Source organism: Arthrobacter sp. B1I2, assembly GCF_030816485.1.
Classification (GTDB): domain Bacteria; phylum Actinomycetota; class Actinomycetes; order Actinomycetales; family Micrococcaceae; genus Arthrobacter.
In genome coordinates, this window is record NZ_JAUSYC010000001.1 from 1,543,662 (window position 1) to 1,569,509 (window position 25,848).

Annotated in this window: 26 protein-coding genes and 1 pseudogene; 7 read left to right on the forward strand and 20 right to left on the reverse strand. The window is 65.5% G+C overall.

Annotated elements, in window-relative coordinates; genetic code table 11:
• Positions 1–11: 11 nt before the first annotated feature.
• On the reverse strand, positions 12–917 hold the full coding sequence (purU, locus tag QFZ57_RS07150) for a formyltetrahydrofolate deformylase (RefSeq protein ID WP_306899088.1): 906 nt from the start codon (positions 915–917) through the stop codon (positions 12–14).
• Positions 918–1,037: 120 nt separating this feature from the next.
• Between purU and QFZ57_RS07155 the strand changes: the two genes are divergently transcribed.
• Both QFZ57_RS07155 and QFZ57_RS07160 read left to right on the forward strand, forming a co-directional pair.
• On the forward strand, positions 1,038–1,718 hold the full coding sequence (locus QFZ57_RS07155) for a GntR family transcriptional regulator (RefSeq protein WP_306629761.1): 681 nt from the start codon (positions 1,038–1,040) through the stop codon (positions 1,716–1,718).
• A gap of 128 nt (positions 1,719–1,846) precedes the next feature.
• Positions 1,847–2,125, forward strand: a complete 279-nt coding sequence (locus tag QFZ57_RS07160) for a hypothetical protein (protein WP_306629762.1) — start codon at positions 1,847–1,849, stop codon at positions 2,123–2,125.
• A gap of 94 nt (positions 2,126–2,219) precedes the next feature.
• Here the strand turns inward: QFZ57_RS07160 and QFZ57_RS07165 are convergent, their stop codons facing one another.
• From QFZ57_RS07165 to QFZ57_RS07200, 8 genes are all read right to left on the reverse strand, one after another.
• Positions 2,220–4,154 carry a BCCT family transporter gene (locus QFZ57_RS07165; protein WP_306899090.1) on the reverse strand — a complete coding sequence of 645 codons (1,935 nt, stop codon included), beginning with the start codon at positions 4,152–4,154 and terminating at the stop codon, positions 2,220–2,222.
• A gap of 335 nt (positions 4,155–4,489) precedes the next feature.
• Positions 4,490–5,299, reverse strand: a complete 810-nt coding sequence (locus tag QFZ57_RS07170) for an IclR family transcriptional regulator (protein WP_306629764.1) — start codon at positions 5,297–5,299, stop codon at positions 4,490–4,492.
• Between the two features lie 77 nt (positions 5,300–5,376).
• The gene (gene uraH, locus QFZ57_RS07175) at positions 5,377–5,715 is read right to left on the reverse strand and encodes a hydroxyisourate hydrolase (protein WP_306629765.1); all 339 of its coding nucleotides are present in this window, start codon (positions 5,713–5,715) and stop codon (positions 5,377–5,379) included.
• A complete protein-coding gene (gene uraD, locus QFZ57_RS07180) occupies positions 5,712–6,209 on the reverse strand; it encodes a 2-oxo-4-hydroxy-4-carboxy-5-ureidoimidazoline decarboxylase (RefSeq protein ID WP_306901548.1) in 498 nt (165 codons plus the stop codon). Before uraD ends, uraH begins: the two co-directional genes overlap by 4 nt.
• 180 nt (positions 6,210–6,389) lie before the next feature.
• Entirely contained in the window at positions 6,390–6,815 is a 426-nt protein-coding gene (locus tag QFZ57_RS07185; protein ID WP_306629766.1) for an ATP-binding protein, read from the reverse strand.
• Entirely contained in the window at positions 6,808–7,140 is a 333-nt protein-coding gene (locus tag QFZ57_RS07190; RefSeq protein ID WP_306629767.1) for an STAS domain-containing protein, read from the reverse strand. The genes QFZ57_RS07185 and QFZ57_RS07190 overlap by 8 nt, the downstream gene beginning before the upstream one ends.
• The gene (locus tag QFZ57_RS07195) at positions 7,140–9,098 is read right to left on the reverse strand and encodes a glycosyltransferase family 2 protein (protein ID WP_306899095.1); all 1,959 of its coding nucleotides are present in this window, start codon (positions 9,096–9,098) and stop codon (positions 7,140–7,142) included. Before QFZ57_RS07195 ends, QFZ57_RS07190 begins: the two co-directional genes overlap by 1 nt.
• Positions 9,095–10,207: a PP2C family protein-serine/threonine phosphatase gene (locus tag QFZ57_RS07200; protein ID WP_306899097.1), complete on the reverse strand. Its 1,113-nt coding sequence runs from the start codon at positions 10,205–10,207 to the stop codon at positions 9,095–9,097. Before QFZ57_RS07200 ends, QFZ57_RS07195 begins: the two co-directional genes overlap by 4 nt.
• A 263-nt stretch (positions 10,208–10,470) precedes the next feature.
• Here QFZ57_RS07200 and QFZ57_RS07205 point away from each other — a divergent pair, with 263 nt between their 5' ends.
• The gene (locus QFZ57_RS07205; protein WP_306899099.1) at positions 10,471–10,752 is read left to right on the forward strand and encodes a hypothetical protein; all 282 of its coding nucleotides are present in this window, start codon (positions 10,471–10,473) and stop codon (positions 10,750–10,752) included.
• 199 nt (positions 10,753–10,951) lie between these two features.
• Here the strand turns inward: QFZ57_RS07205 and QFZ57_RS07210 are convergent, their stop codons facing one another.
• From QFZ57_RS07210 to QFZ57_RS07220, 3 genes are read right to left on the reverse strand one after another with little or no spacing between them, the layout of a single operon-like run.
• Complete coding sequence (locus tag QFZ57_RS07210; protein WP_306899100.1) at positions 10,952–11,329, reverse strand: DNA alkylation repair protein; 378 nt, start codon at positions 11,327–11,329, stop codon at positions 10,952–10,954.
• Positions 11,326–11,898: a GNAT family N-acetyltransferase gene (locus tag QFZ57_RS07215; RefSeq protein WP_306899102.1), complete on the reverse strand. Its 573-nt coding sequence runs from the start codon at positions 11,896–11,898 to the stop codon at positions 11,326–11,328. The genes QFZ57_RS07210 and QFZ57_RS07215 overlap by 4 nt, the downstream gene beginning before the upstream one ends.
• Positions 11,899–11,907: 9 nt before the next feature.
• On the reverse strand, positions 11,908–12,288 hold the full coding sequence (locus QFZ57_RS07220; RefSeq protein ID WP_306899104.1) for a hypothetical protein: 381 nt from the start codon (positions 12,286–12,288) through the stop codon (positions 11,908–11,910).
• Positions 12,289–12,385: 97 nt separating this feature from the next.
• On the opposite strand from QFZ57_RS07220, the pseudogene QFZ57_RS07225 reads away from it, so the two are divergent.
• Positions 12,386–13,781 (forward strand): annotated as a pseudogene (locus QFZ57_RS07225) (MFS transporter).
• A 64-nt stretch (positions 13,782–13,845) separates the two neighbouring features.
• Here QFZ57_RS07225 and bcp read toward each other — a convergent pair.
• From bcp to QFZ57_RS07260, 7 genes are all read right to left on the reverse strand, one after another.
• Positions 13,846–14,325, reverse strand: a complete 480-nt coding sequence (bcp, locus tag QFZ57_RS07230; RefSeq protein WP_306899106.1) for a thioredoxin-dependent thiol peroxidase — start codon at positions 14,323–14,325, stop codon at positions 13,846–13,848.
• Between the two features lie 81 nt (positions 14,326–14,406).
• Positions 14,407–15,078, reverse strand: coding sequence for a winged helix-turn-helix domain-containing protein (locus QFZ57_RS07235; RefSeq protein ID WP_306899108.1), 672 nt, complete (start codon positions 15,076–15,078; stop codon positions 14,407–14,409).
• Positions 15,079–15,087: 9 nt separating this feature from the next.
• On the reverse strand, positions 15,088–16,431 hold the full coding sequence (allB, locus tag QFZ57_RS07240) for an allantoinase AllB (protein ID WP_306899110.1): 1,344 nt from the start codon (positions 16,429–16,431) through the stop codon (positions 15,088–15,090).
• The gene (locus QFZ57_RS07245; RefSeq protein WP_306899111.1) at positions 16,424–17,617 is read right to left on the reverse strand and encodes a glycerate kinase; all 1,194 of its coding nucleotides are present in this window, start codon (positions 17,615–17,617) and stop codon (positions 16,424–16,426) included. The genes allB and QFZ57_RS07245 overlap by 8 nt, the downstream gene beginning before the upstream one ends.
• A gap of 2 nt (positions 17,618–17,619) precedes the next feature.
• Positions 17,620–19,410 carry a glyoxylate carboligase gene (gene gcl / locus QFZ57_RS07250; protein ID WP_306899113.1) on the reverse strand — a complete coding sequence of 597 codons (1,791 nt, stop codon included), beginning with the start codon at positions 19,408–19,410 and terminating at the stop codon, positions 17,620–17,622.
• A gap of 142 nt (positions 19,411–19,552) precedes the next feature.
• Positions 19,553–20,482 carry a 2-hydroxy-3-oxopropionate reductase gene (locus QFZ57_RS07255; protein ID WP_306899115.1) on the reverse strand — a complete coding sequence of 310 codons (930 nt, stop codon included), beginning with the start codon at positions 20,480–20,482 and terminating at the stop codon, positions 19,553–19,555.
• A gap of 58 nt (positions 20,483–20,540) precedes the next feature.
• Entirely contained in the window at positions 20,541–21,341 is an 801-nt protein-coding gene (locus QFZ57_RS07260) for a hydroxypyruvate isomerase family protein (protein ID WP_306899117.1), read from the reverse strand.
• 191 nt (positions 21,342–21,532) lie between these two features.
• Here QFZ57_RS07260 and QFZ57_RS07265 point away from each other — a divergent pair, with 191 nt between their 5' ends.
• The 3 genes from QFZ57_RS07265 (at position 21,533) to QFZ57_RS07275 (ending at position 24,429) form a co-directional block, all read left to right on the forward strand.
• Positions 21,533–22,408, forward strand: coding sequence for a hypothetical protein (locus QFZ57_RS07265; protein WP_306899120.1), 876 nt, complete (start codon positions 21,533–21,535; stop codon positions 22,406–22,408).
• A 100-nt stretch (positions 22,409–22,508) separates the two neighbouring features.
• A complete protein-coding gene (locus QFZ57_RS07270; protein ID WP_306899122.1) occupies positions 22,509–23,567 on the forward strand; it encodes a LacI family DNA-binding transcriptional regulator in 1,059 nt (352 codons plus the stop codon).
• A 118-nt stretch (positions 23,568–23,685) separates the two neighbouring features.
• Positions 23,686–24,429 carry an MBL fold metallo-hydrolase gene (locus QFZ57_RS07275; protein ID WP_306899124.1) on the forward strand — a complete coding sequence of 248 codons (744 nt, stop codon included), beginning with the start codon at positions 23,686–23,688 and terminating at the stop codon, positions 24,427–24,429.
• Positions 24,430–24,503: 74 nt separating this feature from the next.
• On the opposite strand, the gene QFZ57_RS07280 is transcribed toward QFZ57_RS07275, so the two are convergent.
• Positions 24,504–25,793 (reverse strand): MFS transporter, encoded by a 1,290-nt coding sequence (locus QFZ57_RS07280; protein ID WP_306629785.1) that lies wholly within the window; start codon positions 25,791–25,793, stop codon positions 24,504–24,506.
• Between the last annotated feature and the right edge of the window lie 55 nt (positions 25,794–25,848).

Genomic DNA, 25,848 nt, shown 5'->3' on the forward strand with positions numbered 1-25,848 from the left:
CGCGCCGGTGCTCACCGGAACACCACGGTGCTGGTCTGGTCCTTAAGCACCCGGTGCTGGCAGTGCCAGCGGACGGCGCGGGAGAGGGCCAGCGCCTCGGCGTCCTGGCCCACGGTGGACAGTTGTGCCGGGCCATAGGTGTGGTCCACGCGGATGACTTCCTGCTCGATGATCGGGCCCTCGTCCAGGTCTGCCGTGACGTAGTGGGCGGTGGCGCCCACCAGCTTGACGCCGCGGTCGTAGGCCTGGTGGTAGGGGCGGGCGCCCTTGAACCCGGGAAGGAAGGAGTGGTGGATGTTGATGGCCCGTCCTTCCAGTGCCCGGCAAAGGTCGTCCGAGAGCACCTGCATGTAGCGGGCCAGGACCACGAGGTCGGCCTCGTACTCATCCACCAGTTCCAGCAGCCGGCGCTCCGCATCGGCCTTGGTGTCTGGGGTGACGGGGACGTAGATGAAGGGGAGCCCGGCGGCTTCCGCCATCGCACGGTGGGTCTCGTGGTTGGAAACGACTGCCACCAGTTCGCCGCCCAGGCTGCCGCCGCGCCACCGGAAGATGAGGTCGTTCAGGCAGTGGCCGAACTTGGACACCATGACCAGGACGCGCTTGGGGGTCTGGTCGTGGAAGCTGAACTCCATGTCGAACCGGCTGGCGATGCCCGCGAACTCTTCCTCGAGCATGGCAGGCGTGTAGTTGGGGGAGCCGGAGAACGCGGTGCGCAGGTGGAGTGTCTCGCGCAGGCTGTCGTCGAACTGCTGGTGCTCGTCGATATTGAAGCCGCGCTCGAACAGGAACGTGGTTACGGCCTGCACAATTCCCGCCTGCTCCTTGCAGGACAGGGTCAGCACGAACTTCTGCGGCTGCTCTTCCTTGAGCGCCGGCAGGGTGGTGGTTGCTGGGACTGCTTCGATGAGGGTCATACCCTGCTCCTTCTAGATATATTCAAAAGCGACAGACTGATATATTAGATTGGGTGCCAGCGTATACTGGTCCACAGGCGAGGTCAATAGTTTTTTCTGGTTGGGAAGAAGGGGCTCAGCATGGCATTCGAAGCTTTGGTGGTGGCGGACGTCGTGGGGAAGAAGTCCCTGGCTGACGTTGCCTACGAAAGCATCCGCGACTGGTTGCTGACCCTTGAAATCAAACCCGGAGAGCTGCTGAATGACGAACTCCTGGCCAAGAATCTAGGTGTGGGGCGCACTCCAGTGCGCGAAGCCCTGAAGCGGCTGGAACTGGACCGGCTGGTGAAGACCTATCCCCGCCGGGGCACCTTCGCTACCAGGGTGGACGTGACTGACCTTTCCTACATTTCGGAGATCCGCGCCCAGCTCGAGCCCCTCGCTGCGGCGCGTGCCGCACGGGTGGCTTCCCCTGCGGTCCGGGACGAGCTGCGTGCCACGCTCGAAAAGGTTGAGGCGTTCGACGTGTCCTCGGCGACCGTGACGGAGACGCTGCAGCTGGATGCCCGGGTGCACCAGGGCATTTACGCCGCCGCCGCCAACCCGCACCTGGAAGACATCCTGATTCGCTATGACAACCTGGCAACGCGCATCTGGTGCATGGTCATTGACCGGCTGCCGGACCTGTCCCATCACGTTCGTGAACACCTCGATCTGCTCCGCGCCGTTATCGACGGGGATGAGGAGCGGGCTGCGGAGCTTGCCCGCGTCCACGTGAGCGGATTCGAAAGCGCGGTCCGGGAGGCGCTTTTCAAGGCCTAGTGCCTTTCGCCCCGGGCGCCTGTTGACACGGAGCGTCAAGTGGACCATACACTGAATTCAGATTGATATATCAATCAAATATCAGCGATGGACTCGAGCGGCGACGGCGCCGGCGATCGGAGTAACCAGTGAATTCCCAGGCAACCCTTGAAGCCCCACGTGATGCCACCGACCTTAACCGCGAACAAGATGGCCAGGGCGGCGCGTCGAAAAAGGTTCTCGGCCTCCGGGCCGACTGGGCGCGCCTGCCCGGCCGCAGCGTCGAAGTGTGGCTGCATGGGGAGCACGTAGCCAGCGGGGTGGTGGACCAGGCTGCGGAGGACGGCTCGGTGCTCTGGATAGCCGCCGAGGGCATCAGCACCCGGCGCATCTTCGACAAGTCATCCGGCTACCAAATCTGGGTTTAGCCCCCCGGCGCCCTGGGAGCTGGAGCTCTCAATGCAGGCAATAACCATGGAGCCCCGGCGCTTCCCGCGCCGGGGCTCCATCCATTCCATACTGCTACCGCATGGCTGCCTTTTCCGGCTCCGGATCTTCCACGCCGGGACCCGTGCCGATGCAGTTTGTGCCTTGGGCGCATCCTTCGGCACATTCATGCTTCGTCACAAGCTCAAACTGGACACCGCGGTGCTGCTCAACGCCGGTCCGGATAGCCCGTTCCACCACGGAGTCCGCCAGCCGGCGGCGCAGGGAGAGGGGGTCCCTGCGCAGGTCCTTGGTGATGGCGAAACAGAGCAACAGCATGACGATGACGAAGGGCAAGGCCGCGACGATGGTGATCCGCTGCAGGCCTGACAACGCTTCGGAGGGCTGGTCACCGCCCGCCAGCAACATGACGGCGGCCACGGCACCGGTGAGGGCACCCCAGAAAATTACCAGCGCACGCTTGGGGTCGGAACTGCCGTTGGAACTCAGCGACGCCATGATCAGGGAGGCGGAGTCGGCGCCCGTGATAAAGAAAATTGCCACTAGGACCATGGCCAGGACGATCACGGCCGCAATCATCCACGCGGGCAGGGGGAGATTCTTTACCAGGTTGAACAGGGCGCCGTCAAAATCGATGGTTGCCTTGCCGTCGGTGACGGTCATCAGGCCAGGTGTGCCGGCCTTGTCCGCTTCCTGCTGGATATGGAAGGCGGTTCCGCCGAAGATGCCGAACCAGATGACACTGACAATGCTGGGAACCAGCAGTACGCCGGTGACGAACTGCCGGATGGTCCGGCCCCGGCTGATCCGGGCGATGAACATGCCCACGAAGGGCGTCCAGGAAATCCACCAGGCCCAGTAGAAGATGGTCCAGCCGGACATCCAGGTCCGGAGCGCCTCGTCGCCTACGGCCTCAGTACGGGAGGACATTTCGGCCAGGTCGCGCAAGTAGTCGCCGACCGCCGAGGGGATGAGGTTGAGGATGAAAAGAGTGGGGCCCGCCACGAACACGATGAGGGCAAGGACCACCGCCAGGACCATGTTGACGTTGGACAGCCACTGTATTCCGCGGCTGATGCCGGACAGGGCGGACGCGATGAAGCACGCTGTCAGGATCGCCACGATGCCCACGAGCACGGGCGTTCCGATCTCGCCTGTCCAGCCGTTGGAGGTGAAACCGCTGCCAATCTGCAGGGCGCCGAGGCCCAGTGACGCGGCGGTGCCGAACAGGGTGGCGAAGATGGCCAGGATGTTGATGACCTTGCCCACCGGCCCCTCTACGGTCCTGATGCCGAACAAGGAGGTGAAGGCAGCGGAAATCAGTTGCCTGCGGCCCAGCCGGTAGGTGCCGTAGGCCATGGCAATGCCCACCACCGCGTACATGGCCCACGGGTGCAGGGTCCAGTGGAAGATCGAGGTGGCCATGGCCGTCTGGATGGCTGCGGGGGTCCGGCCGTCAACGGTGCCGGGCGGGGGAGAGACGAAGTGGTACAGCGGCTCGGCCACCCCATAGAACATCAGGCCGATGCCCATTCCGGCGGCGAACATCATGGCGATCCATGACACCGTGCGGAACTCGGGTTTCTCGCCGTCCTTGCCGAGCGGAATGTTGCCGAACTTGCCTAGGGCCAGCCACAGGACGAAGACGACGAACAGGGAGGCGAGGACCATGAAGAGCCAGCCCGTGTACTCCATGACCCAGTCGAGGGCGTCCTTGGAAGTGGTGGCCAGGCCGTCCTTGTCGAGGAATCCCCATGCCACGAACGCCAGTGCGATGGCGCCGGTGATGCCGAACGTCGCCTTGTCCAGCGTCAGCTTCCGGTTGCGGCGCTGGGAGACGGCCTGCTCCCTGTTGCTCTGCCGCAGTTCCTCCAGGATCTGCTCGTGTTCGTTGACGGCAGGAGGGGCCGTTGCCACTTCCTCTTGATAGGTGTCCAGCGGCTCGGGGGGAATGTCCCCTGAAGGCGGCACTTTTGGTTTGGCGGAGCTCAGGTCACTGGTAATGGCCATGAAAGCGGGTCCTTTGGCTAGTCCATGGGCTTGCGTTTAATGCTGGCTGTGGGCAGCGCCATCCGCGGAGGGATTGCCGCCTGGTCGCCAGCGGGGTCAGGGCCTTAAGCCCCATGGGGAGGTGTTCCACAAAGATCAACAGAGTTCGCGCTAAGCAACAAGAGTGCTGTACGTCACTTTCAAAGTCAAGGGCACCAGGCGCGGCGAAAAGGGATTCTTCAGGCGGGCGGAGAGGGGCAGGCCGCCGTTAAGAAGAGGGGCAGGCCGCCGTTAAAAGGGCAATGACCCCAGGTCCCAACGAACCCGGGTCATTGCCGTGTTGACTCTGGGGGCTTTCAGCGCTGCGTGTAACCCATGTTGGCGCTGACTTTGAGTCCCGCGTCCTTGAGGGTTTCCAGCAGGCCCGGGATCTTCTCCGGATCGAACCGGAATGCCGGCCCGGAAATGCTGAGGGCACCGATCACGACGCCTTGGTGGTTGTAGACGGGCACGGCCACGGCATTCAGGCCGATCTCGAATTCCTCCCGCACCACCGCGTACCCCTTGGCCGCTACCTCGAGCAGCTGTGCGTCCAGTTCCCTGCGGGAGGTGATGGTGCGGGCGGTGCGGGCAGTCAGGCCCGTCTCCTTCAGGATTCGGTCCCGGTCGTCCGCCTCCAGTGCCGCCAGGAGGACCTTGCCGCTGGAGGTAGCGTGCAGCGGGGTCAGGCTTCCCACCCAGTCGTAGGTGGCCAGGGTGGAGGGACCCATGGCCTGGTCCACGTTCACGGCGTAATTGGAGCGCAAGACAGCCAGGTTGACGGTTTCCTTGAACTCTTCCGCCAGGCTCTCCAGAACGGGCCTTGCCTCGCGGACCAGGCTCAGGCGGCCGGGAATGGAGCTGGCCAGGCGAAGAATTCCAAAACCGAGCTGGTACTTGCCCCGTTCACTGTTTTGATGGACCATCTCGCGGGTGACCAGCGAACCCATCAGCCGGGACACGGTGGACTTGTGGATCCCCATTTCCTCGGCTATTTCACTCACGCCCGCATGCCCCTCCCGTGCCAGGATCTGCAAGACGGTCAGGGCTCGCTCCACGGACTGCACGCCGCCGGACTGTCCGCCTTCCGCATCGGTATCGGATTCAATATCTTTATTCGAGGCCATACTTCCTGATCCTATGCCGGTTAATGTGATGGCCGTGACATTGGGGCAGGGCGGCTGGGCGATGGCAGCCGAAACCGCTAGCTGCCGCGGTACGTGGAGTATGCGAACGGGCTCAGGAGCAGGGGCACGTGGTAGTGCTCGGGGCCGGTGACCTCGAAGACCAGGTCCACTTCCGGGAAAAACGTCTGCGTCTGCAGCCCGGCGTAGTACTTGCCCGTGGCGAAGTTCAGTTTGTAGTTCCCGGGTTCCAGCTGCTCCGGCCCCAGGTCCTTGGCCCGGCCGTCCGCGTCCGTACTGGAGGTTGCCAGCTTCCGCCAGGTGCCGCCGTCGTTTTTCAAAAGGACGACGGCGACCCCCGCCGCCGGGCGCCCGGCACCGGTGTCAAGGATGTGGGTGGTGACGTGGGAGACGCTCATTCGCTGATCAGTCCTTCGAGCCGCAGTACGGCAATTTCACGCAGCTGCTGGGCCACGATGGTGTCTTCTTCTTTGGGGGAGTGGGCGAGCCGCTGGTTCAGGGCCTGCAGGATCTCCGGCGCGGTGCGTCCGGCTGCCCGGATCAGGAAGACGCGGCCGAACTTCTCCTCGTACTCCCGGTTTCCCCGGGCGAGCGCCTCCGCTGCCGCAGCATCCGCCGGGTCCACCCCGGCCTGTTCGGAACGGGACATGGACGCCTCGGTGCCGGCCGCCGTCGGGCGTTCCCCGATCCTGGGATGGTGGGCCATGGCAGCTTCGATTTCCGCATGGGTGAAGGGGCTGGCTGCCTGGGTGGCGAAGTCCAGGAGCTGTTCGCGGGTGGCGTACGGCCGTGCCCCGGCCACCGCCTCCACCCAGCGGCTGACATCGATGCAGGGCCGGAGGGTGGCCTGGGCCGCGGCGGGATCCGCGGTATTGAATTCGGCAAGCTTCATGCTGGCGTAGTCCTCGGTGGTCATGCTGGCATCCATGGCGACGGCTATGCGGAGGCCGGAAAGCCCGGCGCCCATTCATGGAACACCACAAAGAGGCTTCCGCATCATGGAACTGTTATTTCAGCATACGTAATATTGAAGTGCAGCCGTCCGGCAGTGTCAAGCGGTTACCAGGAACCCTCAATCCTGGGAGGACGTCCTGGACAGCACCCAGGTATTGGTGCCGTCCTGGCGCTCAAAGGTCACGGTCGTGACAAGCGCCTCGATGAGGGCGAGGCCGCGGCCGGACTCGGAATCGTCGTCGGGGGTGGAAGCATCCATAAGGCCGAAGGGGGGCTTGGCGTAGTAGGCGCTGACCCGGGCCTGCAGCAGCGCGGGCTGCACGGTGGTTTCCACGCCCAGCTCCACCTCCCGCTCCCCGGATGGCTGCGCATGCTGGACGATGTTGGACGCGGACTCGATGACCGCGGTGGTAAACGTCATCTGGTCCATGTCGTTGACGAACGGGACGTCGAGCCACAGGCTGTCCAGGTCGTTGTGGACCGCCTCGACGGCGTCCTCGGCAGCCGGTCCCCGGAAGCTGCGCGACGCCAGCACCTCAGTCATTGCTGAACGCCTCCTCCACGGTGGGGTACGCGGTGAGGACCTTGTCCATGCTGGTCAGCTTCAGGACCATGTTCACCTGCGGTTGCACCGCTGCGATCCGCAGGTCGCCGCCGGCCTGGCGGGCGGCTTTGAGGCAACCGATCAGGGCGCCAAGGCCGGAGGAGTCCATGAAGGCGGTCCTTTCCAGGTTGACCACGATCCGGTTGGATCCCCCGGCGATCACGTCTGTCACGAATTCGCGCAGCTTGGGTGCGGAGACCATATTGAGCCGCCCGTCCGCCTTGACCTCCGCATACGAATCTTTGACCTCGTAACTGAACTCCATCAGGATTCCTCTCTGTTTGCAGGTTCTGCGGCCGGTTGGTACCCCTTGTAGAGCACAGCGCGGACCAGGATGCTCATGACCACCAGGTCAAAGACCACCCAGACAACATTGACCAGGGTGCCCAGCGGTTCGGCCAGCCCGGCGGCCAGTCGGATGAGTCCGACGACGGCGGCGACAGCCAGCAGGACGGACACCACCATCTGGGGCCGGATAAGGCTCCAGCTGGGTCCGCCGCTTTGGCGCGCCTTGGGCGTGACCGCGAACCCCAGGGGACGGCCGAACCACACGTTGCGGGCCGCCGTCGTGCATGCCTTGATCCAGGTGGGGAACAGCGCCAGGCTGTACTGCTGCCCGCGCCAGGTGGGGATGCCGCGGCCGGCCACGGCAAACAACAGCTGGTTGACCACCATGAACGGGATGAACCGGATGAAGAAGTCCCAGCTCAGGCTGCTGACCGGCAGGATGCCCAGCAGCAGGTAGATGATGGGGGCCGAGAAGTAGATGACCGCCGCGAAGCCGCTGAGGTAGGTCCACATGGTGGCGAAGTACATTAGGCGCTGGCCGAGCTTCAGGCCCTTCTGCACCAGCGGATTCTCCCGGAGCAGTACCTGGATGGTCCCCTGTGCCCAGCGAAGGCGCTGGGTCAGCATGGTCTTCAGGTCCTCCGGCGCCAGGCCGTAGGCAAGGATCTCGTGGTGGTAGACACTCTCCCAGCCCATGGCGTGCATGCGCATGGCGGTGGCCATGTCCTCGGTGACGGAGATGGTGGCCAGCGGCATCACCGGCTGGGCCTCGTCGCTGCGTTCCACGGTCAGCGCATCCAGGACGGCCTGCACGGATTCCAGGGCGCCCAGCGGCGACCAGTCGCGGGCGGACATGCGCCGGACGGCGTCGTCCGCCACCACCGGGACGCCTGACTCGCCCACGTGGGCCAGTTCCATGGCGGCGATCTCTTCGAGGTCCGCCTGCAGGGCGGCCACGTCGGCCTGGACCAGGGTCTGGACCGCGGTGTCCACACGGCGGCGGACCCGGTATGTCACCTCGCTAAGGGGCCTGCCGGCGTCCACCTCCTCCTGGGCTTCGCGGGTGGCTGCCTCCACCTCGTCGAGGACCTCCGCCACCAGCGTTGACTCCACATCCGCTGACTTGCGGGCCTGCCTGATGGCTGCCCGGGATGCGGCCAGTGCGCGGCGGATGCTTTTCTCGGTTTCCTTGACGTAGCCCACCAGGCCAAGCTGCATCAGGGCCTCGCGGCGCAGGATGGCATTGGAGCCGCAGAAGAAGGCGGCGTTCCAGCCGTCCTTGCCCTGCTGGATGGGGCCGTAGAACAGCGGCGCCTGGCTGCCGAGCGGATCATCCGCGGGCACGTTGCTGAAGTATTGGGGCGTCTGGACCAGGGCCAGGCGGCGGTTGTTGAAGTAGCCCAGGATCTTTTCCAGGATGTCCGGCTCGGGAATCTGGTCCGCATCCAGGATCAGCAGGAACTCGCCGTGGGTGACCATGAGGGCGTTGTTGAGGTTGCCGGCCTTCGCATGCCGGGGGAGGTCCTTGGTCCAGTCCCCGCTGCGGGTGACATAGCCCAGGCCATGCTGTTCCGCCAGAGCCTTCAGTTCGGGCCGGGCGCCATCGTCCAGGATCCAGGTGCTGTGCGGATGCCTGATCTTCTGTGCCGCCAGCGCCGTGGTCACCACCATGTCCAGGTCTTCGTTGTAGGTGGTGATGAAGACGTCCACGGTGGCATCGTGCGGCGGGGCGGGAGCGGGTTTGCGGATCTTCAGTTTCCACACCGTCATGCCGAAGAGCATGACGTCGATGAAGCTGTAGGTTTCGGCCACCACCAGGGGCAGGGCGATCCACCAGGCGTCCCAGTTCAGGGATGCCATCCAGCGCCATGCGATGTAGTTCAGCCCGGTCAGGACCGTCAGGACAACCACCAGGCGGGTCCAGAAGCGGGTCATGCCGCCACTTCCGCGGGGAGCCGGCGGACGACAACCACCGTCACGTCGTCTTCAGCGGTCTCCGCGGGGGCCAGGGCCAGGATGGAGTTGCTGGCCTCGTGCGCCGAACCTGCCGACTGCGTTGCCTGCTGGACAGCGTCCGTGAAGTCCTCCACGGACTCGAACACGTCCAGCACGCCGTCGCTGACCACCACCAGCGAATCGCCCGGGGCCAGCTCCAGCCCCGCCTGCGGCCACTGCGTCCCAGGCCAGGCGCCAACCGGCGGTCCTCCGGAGGGGAGGCGGTCCGCCGGCCCGGCGGGCTGGACGTGCAGCGCAAGCCCATGCCCGGCGTCGACATAGCTGACCTTGCCGGACGCCGCGTCCAGGCGGGCATGGAACAGGGTGACGAAGGAATTGGAGGAGTCGAGGTCGCTGGCGATCGCCTTGCTGGCGGAGGCGAAGCCGGCGTCGAGGTCCTGCCGCAGGCCGGTGGAGCGCATTACGGCGCGGACCGTTGCCGCGATCAGCGCGGCGCCCATGCCCTTGCCCATGGCGTCAGCGAACGTGAGGTGGAGCCCCCCGGGCGTCTGGTACCAATCGTAGAAGTCACCGCCCACACTGCGGGACGGGCGGAAGAGGCCGGCGACGTCGTAACCGTCCACCCGGATATCTTCCTTGGGCAGGAGGCTTTGCTGCACTTCGGTGGCGCGTTCCAGTTCACCCCGGGCAGCGGATTCGGCGGCGGCCGAGGGCCTGCGCCGGAACAGCGCATTGATGCGGGACTGCAGTTCCCGCGGGCTGAAGGGTTTGCTGATGTATTCGTCGGCACCGTTGTCCAGGCCGGTCAGCTTGTCCAGTTCGTCAGCGCGGGCGGTGAGCATCACAATGAACGCGTCCGAGAACTCCCGCAGGAGCTTGCACACCTCCAGCCCGTCGAGGTCCGGCAGGTTGAGGTCCAGGGTCACCAGGTCCGGCCTGGTGCGGCGGACTTCCTCAATACCCGGCAGCCCGGCGCCGGCCTGGGTCACGTCGAAGCCCTGCTTCGCCAGGACGCGGACCAGCAGTCCCCGGATGTCCGGGTCATCTTCAATGACCACAGCGCGGCGGGGTTCGGGGGGAGAGACCATAGCTCTACTTCTACCGTATTAAGGCGCACGGGGCATGTCGCAGGGTTCACAGTTTCCGGTGACTTCGCTGACGGTAATTGTTGCCCGCCCTTTCCGCCAACTGGATTGCGGCACTCAGCAGATCTTGCGGAAATCTTGGCATCTGCTTGCCGGGACGTTGAGGAACGCCGGTCACACTCGAAGGAACGCAGCAGCTTTCCGGGGCAAGGTACGACGACGACCCCCACCGGATGCTGCACGGCATGCGGAAGGCGGGGAAGCCAATGGAACAGATGAAAAGCAAGGGAGCGGAGAAAGCCAGGGCGCTGCTTCGCCTCTACTTCCACTCACGGAAGGTACGCGCAGCGGCGAGGGAACTGGAGCACGCCCTCGCGGAATCGCGGGAGGTGTCCAGTTGGCCCGGTGACCGGCTTCAGGTGGGTGCCGACATTTCACGGCATGTGGAAAAGCTGACCCGCCGGCTCAAGCTCGAAACCGAAGCGCACCACAGGTTTGCAATCCTTTTCAAATCTGCCGGTGGAGGGCATTCCGTACCCGCGCTCTAAGTGCCACACTTAGCAGCAATCGATTGGCTGGGGATAGTCAGGAGATTGCAGTGGGTTCTTTGGCGGGTTGGGCATACCTTTTGGCGGGTCTGATGACCATGGACGCGTTGCTTTTGGCGCTGTGGGCCATGGAAGTTGACTGGGGCAAGTACTGGCGCCGGAAGTAACCTTTCACAAGCCAGTCACATATCGGCTGGGATTAGGCCCGTTGCTGCCGGCTGACCATCTCGTTGATCCACGCACGCGCGTACGGCGATGTGCACTTGGGCGGCGTGGGGTAGTCCTTAAGGACTCCGAGCCGGTCAGCGCGTGACTGGCACAGCATGGTGTCCAGCTCATCCACTTCAAACTCCTTCGGACGGCAAATCAACGCTGCCAGCAACCGCGCCGCCGTATCGCCGGTAGCCCAGAGGTCCAGGGAAATTTCCTGCTGCGTCTTCCACCGCCTGGCGATCTCCCGAAGCCGCGTGAGGTTGACGCCGTGGTCGTCCCCGCGCTTCTGGTTGGCCTCACGCACATTGGGGTCATCAAGCATTGACAGTTCAGCGAGGACCGCATCCAAAACCGCGCCGGTCATGACAGCTCCAGCCGCATGAGCACCCGGGGGAAGCCGTTCAACACCGATAGTGTGTCCGCGGCCTTGGTAAAACCGGCGTCCTCGAACAGCTTCCGGGTGCCCACATAGGCCATGGTGAGGTCCACCCTGCTGCCCTTGTTGTCCACGGGATAGCCCTCGATGGCGGGGGCCCCATAGGAGCGGGCCATGTCCACGGCGCCTGACAGAAGGTAGTGCGAGATGCCTTTGCCGCGGTGGCCAGGACGGACGCGGAGGCACCACACCGACCACACGTCCTGGTTGTCCACGCAGGGAATTCTTCGGTTGCGGGCAAAGCTCGTGTCCGCACGTGGATGGACCGCTGCCCACCCAACTGGTTCGCCGCCGTCGTACGCCAATACACCGGGAGGGGGATCCTGGGCCACCAACTGCCTGACCAGCTCCCCGCGCTCTTCACCCCGAAGGGAGACGTTCTGCTTGGCAGGGATGCGGTAGCTCAGGCACCAGCAGACGGTGGCATCCGCCCTTTTGGGCCCCACCAGGGTCCGGACGTCGTCGAAGTTCGTGCCCGGACGCACCTCAATGGCCATGCGGCCATCCTAGTCTTCCGGCATCCTGCCGATGCTCCAGGCCGCGACCTTGCGGACATCAACCCTGGTTGCCTGGAGGGGCACCCGGACACCTCCTGAAAGCAGGACGGGCCCCAAGAAATGGATGTACCGTGGCTGGGCAGCCGTACTGGCTTCGTCCGCCCCGGGTTCCATGGAGTCGAGGGCGGTGGCAACTGCCGGGCTTCCGATCCGGACCTGGTCATTCTGCCGCCGGGTCCACGCGGGCTCTGACACGACCGAACCGGAGATGACGATCCCGTCAACCACAGCGGTCAATTCCATGGTCGCGTCGTGGCCTGTACTGAAGACCGAAGTCAACAGCAGCAAGAGGCGGGGGTCAATCCTGTCTTCCGAAGTCCGGTGGCCCATGCCCGTCCTTTCGTCGTTTGTTGGAGTTGCATGCCCTCCCGATCAGCTTAGTTTCCACCCTGTTGGCACCTGTAGCGGCCCCACTACACTGGGACGCATGACCGAGCAGGAGCCGGGCAAGGCCGCATCGGATCCAGATACCGCCGGCACCTCCCTGCGCAGCCCGGAAGAGCGCTCCCGCACCTTCGCCGGCATCCTGGTCAACACCGCCCTGGCCAACATCACCACCAGCTACCTGTGGTTCGCGCTGACGTTTTGGTTGTACCTGGAGACCCGCAACGTGATCGCCACCGGGGTGGTGGGCGGCGCGTACATGCTGCTGATTGCCCTCTCCAGCATCAGCTTCGGTACATTCGTGGACCGCTACCGCAAGCTGGCAGTGATGCGGTTCGCTGCCGGGTTCACACTGGTGATGTTCGTGCTGTCCGGGGTGATGTTCCTGCTGACGCCGGCCGCATCCCTGCTGGACCTGGGGCACCCGTGGTTCTGGATCTTCACACTCATCATCCTGATCGGTGCCGTGGTGGAGAACCTGCGGAAACATTGCCCTGTCCACCACCGTCACCATTCTCATCGAGCCGGAGCGCCGCGCCAAGGCCAACGGGCTGGTGGGGATGGTGCAGGGGCTGATGTTCATTGTGACCTCCCTGCTGTCCGGATTGTCAGTCGGGTTGCTGGGCATGGGCTGGACCATCGCCGTTGCGCTGGTGCTCACCGCGCTGGCCTTCGCCCACCTGCTGACCCTGCGGATGCCCGAGGAGGTGCGCGCCGCGGCAACGGACGCCCACGGCGGGTTCGACCTCCGGGGCTCGCTCGCGGCTGTGCTGGCCATATCCGGGCTGTTCGCGCTGATCCTGTTTTCCACGTTCAACAACTTCATCGGCGGCGTTTACATGGCGCTGATGGATCCGTACGGGCTGGAAATGTTCTCAGTGGAGATGTGGGGGGCCGTCTTTGCGGTCGGATCCACCGGGTTCGTCATCGGCGGTGCCCTGATTGGCAAGTTCGGGCTCGGCGCCAATCCCTTGCGGACGCTGCTGGTTGCGGTGGCGGCGATGGGAGTGCTGGGTGCGGTATTCACGCTGCGGGAGTGGGCGTGGCTCTACATCCTGGGGATCTGGCTGTACCTGGTGCTGGTCCCGTTCGTGGAGGCGGCCGAGCAGACCGTCATCCAGCGGGTGGTGCCGTTGCAGCGGCAGGGCCGGGTCTTCGGCTTCGCCATGGCATTCGAGTCAGCCGCGGCACCCGTCACTGCGTTCCTTATCGCCCCCATCGCCCAGTTCTGGATCATTCCCTATGCACGATCCGCGGACGGCGCCGCCCGCCTGGCGCCGCTGCTGGGCGAGGGCACCTCCCGCGGCATCGCCCTGGTGTTCCTGGTGGCCGGCATCATCATGATCGCGGCCGCCCTGCTGGCCTTCCTGACTCCGGTTTACCGCCGGGTCTCGGATTCATATGCCCAGGTGCCGGCAGAAGTGAAGGCTGGCGGCTAAACGCCCGGACGCTCCCGCAGCAGGTGCGGAAGCGTCCGGGGAAGCCTGCAGGAGGTGGATCGTCTTAGACGCCCAGTGCTTCCTTCAGGGCTGCGACGTGGCCGTCAGCCTTCACCTGGTACTGGGCGAGCGTGACGTATCCCTGGGCGTCCACCACAACAGTGGAGCGGACGATTCCTTCGTGGATTTCCCCGTTGACGAGCTTCTCGCCCCAGGCACCGTAGGCCAGGGCCACAGTGTGGTCGGGGTCGGAGAGCAGCGGGAAGGTCAGGGAGAAGTCGCCGGTGAAGCCGGCCAGGGCTTCCTGGGCGTCGGGGGAGACTCCAACCACCTCGTAGCCCTTGCCCTGCAGGGAGGCCAGGCTGTCGCGGAAGTCGCAGGCCTCGGTGGTGCAGCCGGGGGTGGCGGCCTTCGGGTAGAAGTAGACAATGACGTTCTTGCCACGGTAATCGGCCAAGGAGGTCTCCCGGCCCTGGGCGTCCCGGAGGGTGAACTCAGGCGCCGGGGTGCCGGGCTGAAGCTTGGTGGTCAGGGTGGGGCTCATGGCGTTCCTTTGTAAGACTCGGTCAGTGATGGCCAAACATCAAGTGAAGCGGGTTGCCGCTTAGTGATACAAACCAGCGCGTCATATGCAGTATTCCGCCGGTCCACGAACGGCCGCGTGCGGACCCGGCACAAACCGGTACCCGCCGCCGCGTACAGTGGCCACGGCATGGCGGGCGTTGCCCAGTTTCTTCCGGATCCTGCCCACGTACACGTCGATGGATCTTGCGGTGGCGCCGGGAAAATCAAGCGACTCCAGGAACTCCTGCAGTTCCCCGCGGCCCACCGTCCGGGACAGATGGGTCACCAGGTAACGCAGCACTTTGTATTCGACGCCGGTCAGGGACACCGGCTTGCCGTCCAGCAGGACGGTGTCGGCGGCGAGGTCCACGGCGACCCGGCTGACGGGGCCGGCCGACGGCGGCAGGCGGGTGCCGCCGTCGTCCTCGCCGCGTGCCTGGGTGGGAGCGCCGGGGTTCTCCGCCGCGGAAGGAGTGCGGGAGGAGTGGTCTGCGGCTCCTTCCACTGCGGCGGAGACCCCGGACGTGGGGGCTCCGGCGGCAGGCCAATGGACTTCCGCCTCCGGAGCAGTCTGTAAGGCCCGGGCAAGGACCAGTTGGGCGGCGCGGGCCAGCAGTTCGGGGCTGGTGCCTTCGCCGGGAACCACCCACACGGCCAGTCCGCGTGCAGCCGCCTTGTGTGGAACAAGTACTGGCCGCGCCCCCGCCCCCGGATAGTGGGCTTCCACTGCCATGGCGCGTCCTTAGACGCCGCCGCGGCGGATCAGCCTGCCCGTTGGGGTCTGGCCGTCCACTGCGGCGCCGCGGAGGAAGGTCTTGCGGACCACGCCGGAGAGGGCCTTGCCGTCGTAGGGGGTGATGGGGTTTTTGTGCTTCAGCTTGGACACGTCCACCACGAACGCCTCGTCCGGGGCGAAGACGCTGAAGTCGGCGTCGTAGCCCAGGGCCAGCTGTCCCTTGTTGGTGAGGCGGGCCAGGCCGGCAGGTTTTTCGGCCATCCAGGACACCACCTGTTCCAGCGGGATGCCGCGGTGCCGTGCCTCGGTCCAGATCAGGGACAGGCCCAGCTGCAGCGAGGAGACGCCGCCCCAGGCCACAGCGAAGTCGCCGTTTTCCAGGTCCTTGAGGTCCAGGGTGGAGGGGGAGTGGTCCGAGACGATGCAGTCGATGGTCCCGTCCAGCAGGCCCTGCCACAGCAGCTCCCGGTTGGAGGCCTCTCGGATGGGCGGGCAGCACTTGTAGGCGGTGGCGCCGTCCGGGATTTCCTCGGCCATCAGCGTGAGGTAGTGCGGGCACGTTTCCACGGTGAGCTTCACGCCGTCGCGCTTTGCGGAGGCGATCATGGGCAGGGCGTCCGACGACGACAGGTGCAGGATGTGCGCACGCGCACCGGTCCAGCGGGCCCGCTCGATCACCTCCGCAATGGCCTTGTTCTCGGCGCCGCGGGGGCGGGAGGCCAGGAAGGTGGAGTAGTGGTCACCGCCTGGGTGCGGGGCGCGGTCGATCGCGTGCGAGTCCTCGGCATGGACGATCATCAGCGAATCGAAGGACTTCAGCTCCGCCATGTCCTCCTCCATCTCGTCCGCGTCCAGGTGCGGGAACTCGTCCACGCCGGAGTGCAGGAGGAAGCACTTGAAGCCGAAGACCCCCTCGTCGTGCAGCGGGCGCAGGTCTGCCTTGTTGCCGGGGATGGCACCGCCCCAGAACCCGATGTCGATGAACGCCTGGTCCTCGGCCACCTCGCGCTTGAGTTTGAGGTTCTCCACCGTGGTGGTGGGCGGGACGGAGTTCAGCGGCATGTCGATGATGGTGGTCACACCACCGGCCGCGGCGGCGCGGGTGGCGGAGGCAAAGCCTTCCCACTCGGTGCGGCCGGGCTCGTTGACGTGGACGTGGGTGTCCACCAGGCCGGGCAACAGGGTTTCGTCGTCGGCGAGCTCGATGACTTCGGCGCTGGCCAGGCCGTTGCCCAGCGGCTCGATGGCGACGATTTTTCCGTTGCGGACGCCCACCTCACGGGGTGCGATGCCGGCGGTGGTGAGGATGCGCTGGCCCCGGATGACGAGGTCGAAACGTTCTTCAGACACGGAGGTCCTCCTTGGTACGTGCGGTGCCGGGCCTGTGGGCCGCGAGCTCCGCGCTGATCTGGGTGCCCAGCTGCTCCAGCAGCGGTCCTGCCTCTGCTATGCACCTGTTTACATCGCTTTCGAGCGTGGTCAAAGCGTGGACCCGCTCGAATCCTGCGGCCGCGGCCTGGTCTTGGTCCAGGGTGGTCCGCCCGCAGACTGCGATCACCGGAACTCCCTGGCCGGCGGCCGCCCGGGCCACGCCCATGGGGGTCTTTCCCAGCAGGCTTTGCTCGTCCAGGCTGCCTTCGCCGGTGATCACCAGGTCTGCGCCGGCCAGCTTCTGCTCCAATGCCGTGAATTCAAGGACGACGTCGATGCCCGGCCGCCGCGTCGCGGCCAGGACGGCGATGGCTGCGTAGCCCACGCCGCCGGCTGCCCCGGCTCCGGGAGCGCCGGCAGCCTTGACCGCGCGGAATCCGATCTCCCTGGCCAGGACTTCGACAAACCTGGCCAGGGCGGCGTCGAGCATGCCGACGTCTTGTGGTGTGGCACCCTTCTGCGGGCCGAAAACCGCCGCAGCGCCCTGCGCGCCCAGTAGCGGGTTGTCGACGTCGGATGCCAGGACAAAGCGCGTGTCCACCAGGCGTGGTTCGAAGCCGGTGAAATCGATACTGCGCAGGTTGGCCAGCGCCGCCCCGCCCAGTGGGAGTTCGTTGTTCGTGCTGTCCAGGAATTTGGCGCCCAGTCCCTGTAGGAGCCCCGCTCCGCCGTCGGTATTGGCGCTGCCGCCCACGCCCAGGATGATCCGGCGGCAACCGGCATCCAGGGCCGCACGTATCAGCTCGCCGGTGCCCAGGCTGGTGGCGCTTGTGGCTGCTGCCGAATCAGGCCTGCCGCCAGCCTGGACCTGGGGCAGCAGCGCCAGGCCGGAGGCGGCGGCCATCTCGATGACCGCTTCGTGGCCCCGGACGGCGAAGTCGGCTTCCACCGGCTGGCCCGCAGGTCCGGTCACCGTTGCGGTGCGGCGGGTGAAGCCGGAGCCGACGGCAGCATCAAGGGTGCCCTCGCCGCCGTCGGCTACCGGAATCCGGACCACGTCCAGGTTTCCGCCGGCGCCGCGCTGCAGGCCTTTCTCAAGGTGCGAGCAGACCTCTGGGGCTGACAGTGATCCCTTGAACTTGTCCGGGGCAATAACCACGCGCATGGTTATGCCTGCTGGGCCAGGATGGCGGTGGGTGCGTCTGCGGCGGTTTGTGCCAGTTCCTCGAACTCGTTTACGGCGTTGATTTCCACACCCATGGAGATGTTGGTGACCTTTTCCAGGATCACTTCCACCACCACGGGCACCTGGAACTCGCCCATGAGGGCCTTGGCCTTGTCGAACGCGGCGGCCAGGTCGTTGGGGTCCTCCACCCGGACGGCCTTGCAGCCCAGGCCCTCAGCCACCTTGAGGTGGTCCACGCCGTAGCCGCGTGCGTTTTCGGACAAGTCCGCGCTGTTGACGTTTTCGAACGCCAGGGACACGTTCTGTTCCATGTTGAAGCCGCGCTGGGACTGGCGGATCAGGCCCAGGTAGGAGTTGTTCACCACCACGTGGATGTACGGCAGGTTGAACTGCGCGCCCACGGCCAGTTCCTCAATCATGAACTGGAAGTCGTAATCGCCGGACAGGGCAACCACGGTCTCGTCCGGCTTGCCGCGGACGACGCCGAGGGCCGCCGGTGCGGTCCAGCCCAGCGGACCGGCCTGGCCGGCGTTGATCCACTTGCGCGGCCCGAAAACGTGCAGCATCTGCGCGCCGGCAATCTGGGACAGGCCGATGGTGGACACGTAGATGGTGTCGCGGCCGAAGGCCCGGTTCATCTCCTCGTACACGCGCTGCGGCTTGATGGGGATGTTCTCGAAGTGCGTCTTGCGGTGCAGGCTGGCCTTGCGGTCCTGGCACTCGGCAACCCAGGCGCTGTAGTCCGGCAGGGATCCTGCCGCCTTCCGCTCTTTGGCGAGCTCAACCAGCCCGGCCAGCGCCGCGCCGGCGTCGGACGCGATGCCCAGGTCCGGGGAGAAAACGCGGCCGATCTGCGTGGGCTCGATGTCGATGTGCACGAACTTGCGGCCGGCCGTGTAGGTCTCCAGTCCGCCGGTGTGGCGGTTGGCCCAGCGGTTGCCGATGCCGATCACGAAGTCGCTCTGGAGGTAGTTCTCGTTGCCGTAGCGGTGGGAGGTCTGCAGGCCCACCATGCCGGCCATCAACTGGTGGTCGTCCGGGATGGTGCCCCAGCCCATCAGGGTGGGGATGACCGGAACGTTCAGGGTCTCGGCCAGTTCCACCAGCTGCGCGGAGGCGCCGGCGTTGATGATGCCGCCACCGGCCACGATCAGCGGGTGCTTGGCGGCGAGGAGCATGTCCAGTGCCTTTTCCAGCTGCTTGCGTGAGGCCCTGGGCTTCTCGACGGCGAGGGGCTCGTAGGCGTCGATGTCGAATTCGATCTCGGCGAGCTGCACGTCGATTGGCAGGTCCAGCAGCACGGGGCCCGGGCGGCCGGAGCGCATCAGCTGGAACGCCTTCTGGAAGGCACCGGGAACCTGGCCGGGCTCCAGGATGGTCATGGCCATCTTGGTAACGGGCTTGGCGATGGACTCGATGTCCACGGCCTGGAAGTCTTCCTTGTGCAGCTTGGCCACGGGGGCCTGGCCGGTAACGCACAGCATGGGGATGGAGTCGGCCCAGGCTGCGTAGAGCCCGGTGATCATGTCCGTGCCGGCGGGGCCGGAGGTGCCGATGCAGACGCCGATGTTGCCGTCCTTGGCGCGGCTGAAGCCGTCCGCCATGTGGCTGGCACCTTCAACGTGGCGGGCCAGGGTGTGGCGGATGCCGCCGTGGGCGCGCATCGCGGAATAGAAGGGGTTGATCGCGGCGCCTGGCAGGCCGAACGCCTCGATGGCGCCTTCCTTTTCCAGGATGGCCACCGCTGCATCAACGGTACGCATCTTGCTCATGGGGTGCTCCTTGAAAGCGTGGGAAGTCTGTTTTTGGGTGTGCTGAAGGGAGTTTTTGGGCAGATACCGGGACTTAGAGGGCTCTCAGGTCGTGTTATCTGCCCAAAAACTTCGAGGTGGGGGTGGTTTGCTTGCGGCTCGGTTACTCGCGGCCGCTGAGCTGGAGGACCTGCTTGAAGAGTCCGGAGTGGTCCAGTGCGCCGTCGCCCTGGTTGACGGTGGCGGCGACGAGCTGGGCGACGACGGCGCCGAGCGGGATGGCGACGCTGGCTTCGCGCGCGGCGGAGGTGACGATGCCCAGGTCCTTGTTGTGCAGGGCCAGGCGGAAGCCGGGGTCGAAGTTGCGGTCCAGCATCTTCTGGCCCTTCTGGTCCAGGACCTTGGAGCCGGCGAGGCCGCCGCCGAGGACCTTGAGGGCGGCGTCGGTGTCCACGCCGTAGGCCTCCAGGAAGGCGATGGCCTCGCCGAGGACCTCAATGTTGACGGCGACAATCAGCTGGTTGGCTGCCTTGACGGTCTGGCCGGAGCCGGAGGGGCCCACATGGACGATGGTTTTGCCGACGGCGTTGAGGACGTCCTGGGCGGCGTCGAAGTCTGCCTTGTCGCCGCCCACCATGATGGATAGGGCAGCGTCGATGGCGCCCTGTTCGCCGCCGGAGACCGGTGCGTCCAGGGGGCGGAGGCCGGCTTCTTTGGTCTCTGCTGCAAGGCGGACGGCGACGTCGGGGCGGATGCTGGAGGCGTCAATCCACAGGGCGCCCTGTTTGGCGTTGGCGAAGACGCCGTCCTTGCCGCTGACTACGCCCTCGACGTCGGGGGAGTCCGGCACCATGGTGATGACGACGTCGGCATCCTTGACTGCGTCCGCGATGCTCGAGGCGCCCTTGCCGCCTTCGGAGACGAGCTTGTCGATCTTGTCCTGGCTGCGGTTGAAGCCGGTGACGGTGTGGCCGGCTTTGACCAGGTTGATGGCCATGGGCAGGCCCATGATTCCGAGTCCGATAACTGCAACGTTGCTCATGATGGTTCTCTTTCTAAAAGTATGTGGTGATCTGACCCGACCAGGTCGCAATAGATGTCGTTTTGAGGGCTCAAAACGACAGTTGGTGTTACCCGGTTGGGCTAACGGACTACTGGCTGACGCGGTCGCGGATGGCCCAGCTGAAGGCCGTTTCCTGCGGTTCCTTGTACTCGAGGCCGATGTAGCCCTCGTAGCCGAGTTCGCGGCTGCGGGCGATCCATTCGCCGAGGGGGAGGGCGCCGGTGCCGGGTGCGCCGCGGCCGGGGTTGTCGGCAATCTGGATGTGGCCGAAGTCCTTGGCGTGGTTCTCGATGACGGACGCGACGTCGTCGCCGTTGACGGCCAGGTGGTAGAAATCGGCGAGGAGCTTGATGTTCCCGACGCCGGCTTCCGCCTTGACGCGGGCGATGACCTGAAGTGCGTCATCGGCGGTGAGGAGCGGGTACCTGGGTGCACCGCTGACCGGTTCAAGAAGGACGGTGCCGCCGATCCGGGCGACGCCTTCGGCCGCTGCGGCCAGGTTTTTGACGGCCAGCTCGTCCTGTTCTTCGGCGGTGAATTCGTCCTGCCGGTTGCCGTAGAGGGCGTTGAAGGCCTTGCAGCCCAGGCGCCCGCCGATCCCGGCGACGACGTCGATGTTGTCCTTGAATTCGGAGCAGCGTCCCTTCCAGGAGACCAGGCCGCGGTCGCCGCCGGGCATGTTGCCGGCGTTGAAGTTCAGGCCGGTGAGCTGTACGCCTGCGTCCGTGATGGCGTTCTCGAACTTTGTGATTTCGCTGTCCGCCGGGACTGAGGTTTCGAAGGGCCACCAGAACTCGACGGCATCGAAGCCTGCTGCCTTTGCGGCGGCGGGGCGCTGGAGCAGGGGCAGCTCCGTGAGGAGGATGGAGCAGTTCACTGTGTACGTCATCGTAGGTCCTTCCGGGGAGGGGCTTAGATCTATCTTCCTTTGCTTCCGGCTTCGTTACCGTTTCCGCTTTGTGGAATTTAGATTCTGCTTTATGAAAAGTGTAGGGAAGGTCGGGTGGGGTAGTCAAGGGGAGCCCTGGGCAGGAGACTGATAGCAGCAAACCCGCGCTAGAGGAATTGATGGGAGTGAGCATGACCGGTGCCCGTCTGCGCCTTCTGGCTTGGCTCGTCGCGTTCGCGGGGTTCCTTACGGCCTGCGTTCCTGTGGTGGGTATTCAGGAGGCTGCCACCGCTCCCGCCTCGACGGCTGCTGCATCTGAAGAGGCCTCACCCGCAACCGCTTCAGCCGCGGCGGGTACAGCCCTTGCTGCACCGCAGGCTCCGATTGCATCTGCGACTCCGACCCCGACGCCAACTCCGACGCCAGCCCCCACCCAGGCCCCGGCTTTCGCTGCCGCCCCCGTACCCCAGCCGTTCACCCTCAACCTGTACCGGGAGGGGGACTTCGTTCCGCAGTACACCTTCGACTGGTGTGTGGCGGCGAGCATCCAGATGGCGCACAACCTCATTGACGACACGGGAGGCGGCACCTGGGCTGACCGGGCTCAGCAGGGTGAACTGTGGGAGATGGCCCGCGCCCGTTCCTCTGACTCCTTTAACGGTGCCAACCCCTTTGGCTGGGCGCAGGTGCTCACGGAATCGGGAATGGGGCCGTACCGGGTGGTCAGTATCGGCGACTATGGGGAAGCTGTGAAGACGGCGGCCCGTGCCATCACTGAAACCGGCAGGCCGGTGGGGCTGGTGATGTGGAGCGGCCGGCACGCATGGGTGATGAGCGGGTTCGAATCGCTCGGCGACCCCCGGCAGTTCGCTGACTTCTCGGTGACCGGCATCCGCGTCCTTGACCCGCTGTACCCGTACGGCAGCGGGCAGTGGGGGCCATCGCCTGTTCCCAACAGCATGCTCACGCCGGAGGAGCTGGCCACGCAGTTCGTTGTCCGGGAACCACGCCGTTGGAGCAGCAGTCTCCCGGCCGGGTACCTCCTGGTGCTGCCCGCCGCTTCCTGACTCGCCGCATGACGCTCAGCGCCGTCAAGGTGTGAACAGCAACGAGTAGCCTACTGGTACCCCCCAGCGGCAGCACCAACCATGAGGACGTCGGAGACAGATGAGCAACAGGAACATCGGCATTAAGGACGTAGCCGTGGCTGCCGGCGTGTCCGCCACCACGGTTTCGCACGTCCTCAACGAGGTGTCCTATGCCAGGGTAAGCGTGGAAACCCGGAACAAGGTTCGGTCTGCGGCGGAGCAGTTGGGGTATGGACCGAACCGTCTGGCCCAGGCGCTCCGCACCCAGCGGACCGGCATGCTGGGCCTGGTCAGCGAGGATATCGCCACCACTCCCCACGCCGGAAGGATCATCCTCGGCGCGGATGAGGCCGCCAGGGAGCGCGGGTACAACCTCATGGTCATCAACACTTCCGGCTCAGCCAGCCTCGAATCCCGGCAGGCCGACGTCGAGGCCCTTCTGGAACGCCGGGTGGATGGAATCCTCTATGCCACCATGTACCACCGGAACGTGGAGTTGCCGGCAAACCTCGGCAGCGTGCCTTCCATCCTGGTCGACTCGGTGGCCATCGGCGGAGACATCACCGCCGTAATCCCGAACGAAGAGGGGGGAGCGCGCGCCGCCGTGGGCGCGCTCCTTGAAGCGGGCCACACCCGGATGGGCTTCATCAACAACACAGCTGACGTGCCGTCGACACGGCAGCGGCTTCAGGCCTTCCGGGCCACACTGACTGAAGCAGGGCTCGACGGCGACGCGGCACCTGTCCAGTCGGAGGTCTCCGAAGCGCAGGGCGGCTACGAAGCCGCACTGCGGATCCTGGCCCGCGGCGACCGGCCCACTGGCTTGTTCTGCTACAACGACCGCATGGCGATGGGAGCCTACCGCGCCGCTGCGGAGTTGGGGCTCGCCATCCCCACTGACCTTTCAGTCGTCGGCTTCGATGACCAGGAACTGATCGCCGCCAACCTGTACCCGGGCCTCACCACCGTGGCCTTGCCGCACTACGAGATGGGTGCTTGGGCCACCAAACACCTGATAGACGCCGTCGAGGGGAAATCCGACCTTTCACTCATGGCACGTCACCCGACCATTCTGAACTGCCCGCTGGTGCCCCGGGGATCCATCGCGGCTCCCCGGCACCAGGCGTCCACGCTGTAAAGGGACGGTGGGCCAGCAAGCGCATCACATCTCACGCGACGGCTTTAGGTCCTTCAGTGCTGGGTACGTCCATTGGACAGTGACCAAAGTACTTCACCCACCCGAATGGAGTCCCGGCATGATCATCCCCAACGTCGCAGACGGCATCCACGTGATTACGCACGCCAACGTCAACTGCTACCTGATCGAGGATGACCACGGCGTGACCCTGGTGGACGCCGGTCTTCCAAGCATGTGGCCCATGCTCACCCAGCTCCTGGAGGAACGGAACCGGCGCCCGCAGGACGTCAAAGCCCTGGTCCTAACCCACGGGCACTTCGACCACGTGGGGTTCGCACTGAGGGCCCACCGGCAGTGGGGGATCCCGGTGCTGGTGCACGCGGAGGACGCCCGGCTGGCAGCCCACCCCTACCGCTACAAGCCGCAACGCAACCGCTTCCTCTACCCCTTCACCCACCCCAAGTCCCTGCCCCGGCTCGGCAGCATGGCAATGGCAGGTGCCCTGGCAGTCAAGGGCATCTCCGAAACCAAGCCGCTGGGCGCCGGCGTGGCGGACGCACTCACGGGCCGTCCCGCCGTCGTCCATACTCCCGGCCACACGGACGGGCACTGCATCCTGCACCTGCCGGACCGCGGCGTCCTCTTTACTGGCGACGCGCTGGTGACACTGGACCCCTACACCGGGAAGGCCGGTCCGCAGATTGTAGCCTCCGCTGCAACCAAGGACACCGGGCAGGCGCTGGCATCGCTGGACGCCATCGCCGCAACGGGAGCGACCACGCTGCTGCCCGGCCACGGTGAGCCCTGGAAATCGGGGGCGGAAGCGGCGGTTCGTGAGGCACGGAAAACTGGTGCGCACTGAGAGCCGCCCAATGGGGCATAGCGAAAGGTCCCCGGCGCAAGGAAGCGCCGGGGACCTTCTGCCAGTGGGGACGGTTAGTGAGTCAGATCCTTGCCCCTGGTCTCAGGGATCGTGAACACAAACGCCGCGCTGACCACCAGCAGCAGCACCGCGTACACATTGAACACCTGAGGCGCGCCCAGCGAGGAACCCAGCCACTGCTGCAGGTAGGGCGCAGTGCCGCCGAACACGGCCACGCAGATGGAGTAGGGAACACCCACGCCCACGGTGCGGATCGACGTTGGGAAAAGCTCGGCGTACACGGCCGGGACAATGGCGGCGCTCGCGGCGATGAAGACCAGCATCACGGACATGGAGACCGCCAGCTGCCAGGCCGAGTCCTTCAGCAGCCAGGTCATGGGGAAGTGGAACACCGCCGAGCCGATGGCCCCGGCCCACAGGACCTTCTTGCGGCCAATCCGGTCTGACAGTTTGCCCCATACCGGCAGGGCGGCGATGAACACGATGTTGGCGACCACGCCGGCCCACAGCGCTTCGCCGCGGTCGATTTTCAGGGCGGTGGTGGCGTAGCTCGGCGCCACCACGCCCCAGATGTAGTAGATCACCGTCAGGCCCACCGTCAGTCCGATGACCTGCAGTGCCTGCTTGCGGTAACGGACAATCTGCGGCCAGATGGGGGCGCGCTTCTCGGTGACGGCTTCGCCCTGGAAGGCTTCGGTTTCGTGCAGGCGCGACCGCATGATCAGTGCGTACAGGCCCATGGCGGCGCCGATCAGGAACGGCACGCGCCAGCCCCACGCGTTCATGGCCTCGGTGGTCAGCGCCATGTTCAGGACGGCGCCCAGCAGCGTGCCGAACAGGATTCCCACCGTCCCGGACGTGTAAATCAGCGTGGCCCAGAAGCCGCGGTGCTCCCTGGGTGCCATCTCAGACAGGTACGTTTGCGACGACGGCAGCTCGCCGCCGTGCGCCAGGCCCTGCACCAGCCGGGCCACCAGCAGCATCAGCGAGGCGAACGCACCCACACTTGCGAAGGTGGGCGCAATGCCAATCATCAGGCTTCCCAGTGAGGCCAGTCCGACGGCGAGGGTCATGGATGTCTTCCGGCCCACCCGGTCACCGATCCAGCCGAAGAGGAAGCCGCCGAAGGGCCGGGCCACGAAGCCGACAGCGAAGATCGCCAAAGTGGACAGCACGGCTGACGCCGGGTCCGCCTTGCTGAACAGTTGGCTGGCGATGAACGGGGTAAACGTGGCGTAGATGGCCCAGTCGTACCATTCAACGGCGTTGCCGATGCCGGTGCCGACGATGGTTTTCGCCGTGGACATGCGTCCAGTCTGGGGCTTGGTTACTGCGACGGACATGGTTACTTCCTCAGGGTCGTAAAGAGGATTGGCGGGCGGTGGGGTTTCGGGAGTC

What these genes read in the sequence shown, in the direction of transcription:
- purU (WP_306899088.1), bottom strand. Translation starts at nt 917, where the DNA reads ATGACCCTCATCGAAGCAGTCCCAGCAACCACCACCCTGCCGGCGCTC.
- QFZ57_RS07155 (WP_306629761.1), top strand. Translation starts at nt 1,038, where the DNA reads ATGGCATTCGAAGCTTTGGTGGTGGCGGACGTCGTGGGGAAGAAGTCC.
- QFZ57_RS07165 (WP_306899090.1), bottom strand. Translation starts at nt 4,154, where the DNA reads ATGGCCATTACCAGTGACCTGAGCTCCGCCAAACCAAAAGTGCCGCCT.
- QFZ57_RS07170 (WP_306629764.1), bottom strand. Translation starts at nt 5,299, where the DNA reads ATGGCCTCGAATAAAGATATTGAATCCGATACCGATGCGGAAGGCGGA.
- uraH (WP_306629765.1), bottom strand. Translation starts at nt 5,715, where the DNA reads ATGAGCGTCTCCCACGTCACCACCCACATCCTTGACACCGGTGCCGGG.
- uraD (WP_306901548.1), bottom strand. Translation starts at nt 6,209, where the DNA reads ATGAAGCTTGCCGAATTCAATACCGCGGATCCCGCCGCGGCCCAGGCC.
- QFZ57_RS07185 (WP_306629766.1), bottom strand. Translation starts at nt 6,815, where the DNA reads ATGACTGAGGTGCTGGCGTCGCGCAGCTTCCGGGGACCGGCTGCCGAG.
- QFZ57_RS07190 (WP_306629767.1), bottom strand. Translation starts at nt 7,140, where the DNA reads ATGGAGTTCAGTTACGAGGTCAAAGATTCGTATGCGGAGGTCAAGGCG.
- QFZ57_RS07195 (WP_306899095.1), bottom strand. Translation starts at nt 9,098, where the DNA reads ATGACCCGCTTCTGGACCCGCCTGGTGGTTGTCCTGACGGTCCTGACC.
- QFZ57_RS07200 (WP_306899097.1), bottom strand. Translation starts at nt 10,207, where the DNA reads ATGGTCTCTCCCCCCGAACCCCGCCGCGCTGTGGTCATTGAAGATGAC.
- QFZ57_RS07205 (WP_306899099.1), top strand. Translation starts at nt 10,471, where the DNA reads ATGGAACAGATGAAAAGCAAGGGAGCGGAGAAAGCCAGGGCGCTGCTT.
- QFZ57_RS07210 (WP_306899100.1), bottom strand. Translation starts at nt 11,329, where the DNA reads ATGACCGGCGCGGTTTTGGATGCGGTCCTCGCTGAACTGTCAATGCTT.
- QFZ57_RS07215 (WP_306899102.1), bottom strand. Translation starts at nt 11,898, where the DNA reads ATGGCCATTGAGGTGCGTCCGGGCACGAACTTCGACGACGTCCGGACC.
- QFZ57_RS07220 (WP_306899104.1), bottom strand. Translation starts at nt 12,288, where the DNA reads ATGGGCCACCGGACTTCGGAAGACAGGATTGACCCCCGCCTCTTGCTG.
- bcp (WP_306899106.1), bottom strand. Translation starts at nt 14,325, where the DNA reads ATGAGCCCCACCCTGACCACCAAGCTTCAGCCCGGCACCCCGGCGCCT.
- QFZ57_RS07235 (WP_306899108.1), bottom strand. Translation starts at nt 15,078, where the DNA reads ATGGCAGTGGAAGCCCACTATCCGGGGGCGGGGGCGCGGCCAGTACTT.
- QFZ57_RS07245 (WP_306899111.1), bottom strand. Translation starts at nt 17,617, where the DNA reads ATGCGCGTGGTTATTGCCCCGGACAAGTTCAAGGGATCACTGTCAGCC.
- gcl (WP_306899113.1), bottom strand. Translation starts at nt 19,410, where the DNA reads ATGAGCAAGATGCGTACCGTTGATGCAGCGGTGGCCATCCTGGAAAAG.
- QFZ57_RS07260 (WP_306899117.1), bottom strand. Translation starts at nt 21,341, where the DNA reads ATGACGTACACAGTGAACTGCTCCATCCTCCTCACGGAGCTGCCCCTG.
- QFZ57_RS07265 (WP_306899120.1), top strand. Translation starts at nt 21,533, where the DNA reads ATGACCGGTGCCCGTCTGCGCCTTCTGGCTTGGCTCGTCGCGTTCGCG.
- QFZ57_RS07270 (WP_306899122.1), top strand. Translation starts at nt 22,509, where the DNA reads ATGAGCAACAGGAACATCGGCATTAAGGACGTAGCCGTGGCTGCCGGC.
- QFZ57_RS07275 (WP_306899124.1), top strand. Translation starts at nt 23,686, where the DNA reads ATGATCATCCCCAACGTCGCAGACGGCATCCACGTGATTACGCACGCC.
- QFZ57_RS07280 (WP_306629785.1), bottom strand. Translation starts at nt 25,793, where the DNA reads ATGTCCGTCGCAGTAACCAAGCCCCAGACTGGACGCATGTCCACGGCG.